Annotated in this window: 5 protein-coding genes; 4 read left to right on the top strand and 1 reads right to left on the bottom strand. The window is 64.4% G+C overall.

Features of this window, described 5'->3' with window-relative positions; all coding sequences use genetic code 11:
* Positions 1–575: amidohydrolase family protein (locus tag AAC023_RS13110; protein ID WP_339741645.1), on the bottom strand; the 575-nt coding region annotated here is incomplete at its 3' end.
* Between the two features lie 79 nt (positions 576–654).
* Here AAC023_RS13110 and hutI point away from each other — a divergent pair.
* The 4 genes from hutI to hutU are packed head-to-tail and all read left to right on the top strand — an operon-like array spanning position 655 to position 5859.
* Positions 655–1863, top strand: a complete 1209-nt coding sequence (gene hutI / locus AAC023_RS13105; RefSeq protein ID WP_339741644.1) for an imidazolonepropionase — start codon at positions 655–657, stop codon at positions 1861–1863.
* Positions 1860–3383, top strand: a complete 1524-nt coding sequence (hutH, locus tag AAC023_RS13100) for a histidine ammonia-lyase (RefSeq protein ID WP_339741643.1) — start codon at positions 1860–1862, stop codon at positions 3381–3383. Before hutI ends, hutH begins: the two co-directional genes overlap by 4 nt.
* Positions 3383–4192, top strand: coding sequence for an N-formylglutamate deformylase (gene hutG, locus AAC023_RS13095; RefSeq protein ID WP_339741642.1), 810 nt, complete (start codon positions 3383–3385; stop codon positions 4190–4192). The genes hutH and hutG overlap by 1 nt, the downstream gene beginning before the upstream one ends.
* A complete protein-coding gene (gene hutU, locus AAC023_RS13090) occupies positions 4189–5859 on the top strand; it encodes a urocanate hydratase (RefSeq protein ID WP_339741641.1) in 1671 nt (556 codons plus the stop codon). Before hutG ends, hutU begins: the two co-directional genes overlap by 4 nt.
* The last annotated feature ends 122 nt before the right edge of the window (positions 5860–5981 follow it).

Genomic DNA, 5981 nt, shown 5'->3' with positions numbered 1-5981 from the left:
CGCCGGGCCGAGGCGAGGATGTCGTCGAAATGCTCCAGCGTATTGATGAAACGGCGCTGGCCCGGGCTGGGCGGCATCTCGCCGAAATTGGAATGGCGGTATAGCACGGGCAGCAGGGTGAGCGCGATACCGGTCGTCCCGGCAGCAGCGCAGATCCGGCCGGCCATCTCGCCGATATCAGTATAGGCCTGGCCGTGTTCGTCATGGTGGAGATAGTGGAACTCACCGACCGAGGTGAAGCCGGTCTCGAGCATCTCGCAATAGACCAGCGCCGCCATCGCCTCGACATGGTCAGGCGTGAGATTGTCATTGAAGGCATACATGATCTGGCGCCAGGACCAGAAACTGTCCTCGCCCGGCCCACGTCGTTCGGACAGTCCGGCCATGCCGCGCTGGAAAGCGTGGGAGTGGACATTGGCCATGCCGGGGACCGCGACGCCCAGGTGGATGGCCTCGGGGCCAAGCGGTGTCTCGGGGCTGATACTGGCGATCTTGCCATTCGCATCGACCGTGATCTCGACATTGCGGGCCCAGCCGCCGGGCAGGAGAATCTCGGCAAAATGAAATTCGGACATTGGCAGGCCTCCCGGCTGGACAGACTCGGACACGCGAATTAATTGTATAGACAATTACGTCGAATTGAAGGGCCGTTCAATGCGTTTCGACCGATTACTGACCCATGCCAGGCTCGCGACCATGGTGCCGGGCGAGGTGGCCTACGGTGCCTTGCTCGATGCGGCGATCGGGATTCGCGATGGCCGTATCGCCTGGATCGGGCCGATGTCGGAAGTGCCGGAAACGGCGCTGGAGACGGAAAGCCTCGAAAACCGCTGGGTAACGCCCGCCCTGGTCGATTGCCATACGCATCTGGTGTTTGCCGGTGATCGTTCTGACGAGTTCGAGCGCCGCCTGGCCGGTGAGAGTTATACAGACATTTCCCGCTCCGGCGGCGGCATCCGCAAGACCGTCGCGGCGACGCGCAAGGCCGGCGCGGCCGAGCTCGCGGGCGGCGCACTGTCGCGGCTCGATGCACTCTCCGCCGAGGGGGTCGGCACGATCGAGATCAAGTCCGGCTATGGCCTGACCTTTGACAGCGAGCTGGCCATGCTCAAGGCGGCGCGCTCGCTGGGCCTGGTTTCGGGTCTGCGGGTCTCAACGACGCTGCTGGCGGCGCATTCCATCCCGGTTGAATATGAAGGCCGGTCCGGGGCCTATATCGACGAGGTCTGCATCCCGCTGATCCGCGAGGCCGCGCGCGAGGGGCTGGCCGATGCGGTTGATGCCTATTGCGAGAATATCGCCTTCTCGCCGGAAGAAATCCGCCGTCTCTTCATCGCCGCCAAGGCGGCCGGCCTGCCTGTGAAACTGCATGCTGATCAGCTCTCCGATACCGGCGGTGCCAAGCTCGTCGCTGAATTCGACGGGCTGTCCGCGGACCATCTCGAATTCACCAATGATGAGGGCATTGCCGCCATGGCGAAGGCCGGCACCGTCGCCGTGATCCTGCCCGGCGCCTTCTACGGCATCGGCGAAACGCAGAAACCGCCCGTTACGGCCCTGCGCGAGGCGGGCGTTGCGATGGCGGTGGCAACCGATGCCAATCCGGGGACATCGCCGATGGTCTCGCTTCTGACGGCGGCCAATATGGCCTGCAACCTGTTTGGACTGACCGTCGAGGAAGCTTTGGCGGGAGTCACCCGCGAGGGCGCGCGCGCCCTGGGACTGGCGAAGGAGATCGGAACGCTCGAACAGGGCAAGCGCGCTGATCTGGCGATCTGGGATGTCGAGCGTCCGGCAGAGATAATTCAATGGATCGGGTTGCGGCCGCTGCATGGCCGCATCCTCGGGGGAGAATGGCTTTGAGTGCGATTTCAATCAGACCGGGCCAGATGGCGCTCGCTGACTGGCAGGCGATTTATCGCGGCGCTGCCGTCACCATTGATCCGGCAGCGCAGGCCGGCGTTGATGCCGCCGCGAAGACGGTCGAGGAGCTGATCGCTTCGGGCCGCGCCGTCTATGGTCTCAATACCGGTTTCGGCAAGCTGGCCCAGACCCGGATCGCCGATGACGAGCTGGCCATCCTGCAGGAACGCCTCGTGCTCTCGCACGCCGCCGGAATTGGCGAAGCACTGCCGGCGGATGTCGTGCGCCTGATCCTGGCGCTGAAGATTGCCAGCCTCGGACGCGGCGCCTCCGGCCTGCGCTGGTCGACGCTGAAGGCGCTGGAAGATCTGCTCACCCACGACGTTTTGCCGGTGATCCCGGCGCAGGGCTCTGTCGGGGCCTCGGGCGATCTGGCACCGCTGGCGCATATGAGCGCGGCGCTGATCGGCCATGGCGAGGCCTTCTGGCGTGGCGAGCGGTTGCCGGCGGCGGAAGCGCTCAAGCGCGCCGGGCTCGAGCCGGTCAAGCTGGGGCCCAAGGAAGGGCTGGCCCTGCTCAACGGCACCCAGACCTCGACCGCGCTGGCGCTCGCCGCCCTGTTCGGCATCGAGGCCGGCTTCAAGGGCGCGCTGGTTTCCGGTGCGATGAGCCTGGACGCGGCCAAGGGCTCGATTGCGCCGTTTGATCCGCGGATCCACGAATTGCGCGGCCATCAGGGCCAGATCGATGTCGCCGCCGCTTTGCGCGGGCTGGCGACGGGCAGTGAAATCCTCGCCAGCCATGCCGTGTGCGAGAAGATCCAGGACCCGTACTGCCTGCGTTGCCAGCCGCAGGTGATGGGCGCCGTGCTCGATCTGTTGCGTCAGGCCGGCCGCACGCTGGAGATCGAGGCCAATGCCGTCACCGATAATCCGCTGATCTTCACCGATACCGGCGAAGCAATCTCCGGCGGTAATTTCCATGCCGAACCGGTTGCCTTTGCCGCCGACCAGCTGGCGATGGCGGCCTGCGAAATCGGCTCGATCTGCGAGCGCCGCATCGCCTTGCTGACCGATCCGGCCGTCAGCGGTCTGCCCGCTTTCCTGACGCCCAATCCGGGCATCAATTCCGGCTTCATGATCGCGCATGTGACGGCTGCTGCCCTGGTCTCCGAGAACAAGCAGAAAGCCTACCCCGCCAGCGTCGATTCCATCCCGACCAGCGCCAACCAGGAAGACCATGTCTCGATGGCCACGCATGGCGCGGTGCGGTCGCTGAAAATGGCGGAAAACCTTCATGCCGTGGTCGGGATCGAACTCCTCTGCGCCGCCCAGGGTACGGATTTTCATGCGCCCGACATTTCCTCCGACCCGCTTGAGGCGGCCAAGGCCATCTTGCGCCGGCATGTCGCTCCCTATGGCGATGATCGCTATTTTGCGACAGATATCGCCGCGGCGCGCGACTTGGTCGCCAATGGCGATCTGGTCACAGCAGCCGGCGATCTGCCCGGAGTGGTTTAATGGACGTGTATACGCTTGCAGCCGGCACCAGCCCGCTGGTGGTTTCAATGCCGCATTCCGGGCTCGCCCTGAGTGCGGGGCTGGCCGAACGGCTGACGCCTGCCGCCGCCAGCTTGCCGGATACCGATTGGCATATCCCGCAACTCTATGATTTTCTCGAAGAGCTGGGCGCCGCAACAATCCGCGCGAACTATTCGCGCTATGTCGTTGATCTCAATCGGGCTCCGAACAATACCTCGCTCTATCCCGGCCAGCCGACGACCGATCTTGTGCCGCTGACCCTGTTTGATGGCTCGCCGGTTTATCGCGAGGGGCAGGAACCCGATGAGGACGAGCTGGAAGCGCGGCGCACGGATTTTCACGACCCTTATCACAAGGCGCTGACCGAGCTCCTGGTCGAGACCCGGATGGAGCATGGCTTCGCCCTGTTGTGGGATGCCCACTCCATCACCGATGAAGTGCCGCGCCTGTTCGAGGGCGTGCTGCCCGATCTCAATCTCGGCACGGTGGGCGGCGAGAGTTGCGATCCGACCATCGAGCGCGCGGCGCTGAAGGCGATGATGGATCACGAGGAATATGCCTCGATCGTCAATGGCCGTTTCCGCGGCGGCTTCATCACCCGCGCCTATGGCCGCCCGAACCAGAATGTCCACGCGGTGCAGATGGAATTGGCGCAATCGGCCTATATGGACCTCGCGAGCCGGGCCTTTGACGAGACCAGGGCGGCCGTGCTGCGTGTGGCCTTGAAGGACACCATGGCGGCGGCCCTGCGGGCTGCACAAATCATGTATTCAGGAGAAGTGAGATGACCTCGACCCGGCTCGACAATGCGCGTGTAATCCGTGCCAAGCGCGGCACAGAACTCGACGCGCTGAGCTGGGCCACAGAAGCGCCTTTGCGCATGCTGATGAATAATCTCGATCCTGAAGTCGCGGAAAAGCCGGAAGAACTCGTCGTCTATGGCGGGATCGGCCGCGCCGCACGCGACTGGGAGAGCTTTGACCGCATCGTCTCCACCCTGAAGCGCCTGAAGGACGATGAGACCCTGCTGGTCCAGTCGGGCAAGCCGGTCGGCGTCTTCCAGACGCATGCCAACGCGCCGCGCGTGCTGATCGCCAATTCCAATCTGGTGCCGCACTGGGCAACCTGGGAGCATTTCCGCGAGCTCGATAAAAAGGGCCTGATGATGTACGGCCAGATGACGGCCGGGTCCTGGATCTATATCGGCAGCCAGGGCATCGTGCAGGGCACATACGAGACCTTTGTCGAGGCCGGGCGCCAGCATTATGGCGGCGATCTGACCGGCAAATGGATCCTCACCGGCGGGCTTGGCGGCATGGGTGGTGCCCAGCCGCTCGCGGCCACCATGGCCGGGGCCTCGATGCTGGCGGTCGAATGCCAGCCGAGCCGGATCGAGATGCGGCTGAAGACCGGCTATCTCGACAAACAGGCCGGCGACCTCGACCAGGCGCTCGAAATGATCAACGACGCCTGCGCCAGGGGCGAGGCCGTCTCGGTCGGCCTGCTCGGCAATGCGGCGGAGATTTTCCCGGAACTCGTCAAACGCGGCGTGCGTCCCGATATCGTCACCGACCAGACCTCGGCCCACGATCCGGTCAATGGATATCTCCCGCTCGGCTGGAGCCTCGACAAGTGGGAATCCATGCGGATTTCCGATCCGGACGCCGTCTCGAAAGCCGCCAAGAAATCCATGGCGATCCAGGTCGAGGCGATGCTGGCCTTCCACAAGGCGGGCATTCCCACCGTCGATTACGGCAATAATATCCGCCAGATGGCCTTCGACGAGGGCGTAGCAAAGGCGTTCGATTTCCCCGGCTTCGTCCCGGCCTATATCCGCCCGCTCTTCTGCCGCGGCGTCGGGCCGTTCCGCTGGGTCGCGCTGTCCGGGGATCCCGAGGATATCTACAAGACCGATGCCAAGGTGAAGGAACTCATCCCCGACAATCCGCATCTTCACCGCTGGCTCGACATGGCGCGCGAGCGCATCCAGTTCCAGGGCCTGCCGGCGCGTATTTGCTGGGTCGGGCTGGGCGAACGCCACCGCCTTGGCCTCGCCTTCAACGAGATGGTGCGTAGCGGTGAGCTGAGTGCGCCCGTGGTGATCGGCCGCGATCATCTCGACAGCGGTTCAGTGGCCAGTCCCAATCGCGAAACCGAAGCCATGCAGGACGGCTCCGACGCCGTCGCCGACTGGCCGATCCTCAACGCCATGCTCAACACGGCGTCCGGCGCCACCTGGGTCTCGCTGCATCATGGCGGCGGTGTCGGCATGGGTTATTCGATCCATTCCGGCCAGGTCGTCCTGGCGGATGGCACAGATGAAGCCGGGGTGCGCGTGGGACGCGTGTTGTGGAATGATCCGGGCACCGGCGTGATGCGCCATGCCGATGCGGGGTATGAGATCGCGAAGGAATGCGCAGCCGTGCAGGGGCTGGATCTACCGAGCGTGGGGTAGGGCGAGGGACGTGTACCTCTGGTACGCGTCCCGGGGCGGACTCTCTTTTTCCGGTCATCGAAAGGCGCTCCGCCAGAAGGCAGTTTTCCCAAGGGACGCGTACCAGAGGTACACGTCCCTCA

It is taken from the genome of uncultured Maricaulis sp. (assembly GCF_963976135.1).
Taxonomy (GTDB): domain Bacteria; phylum Pseudomonadota; class Alphaproteobacteria; order Caulobacterales; family Maricaulaceae; genus Maricaulis.
The sequence above is the reverse complement of the archived record's forward strand: the minus strand, read 5'-3'. Positions and strand labels throughout refer to the sequence as shown.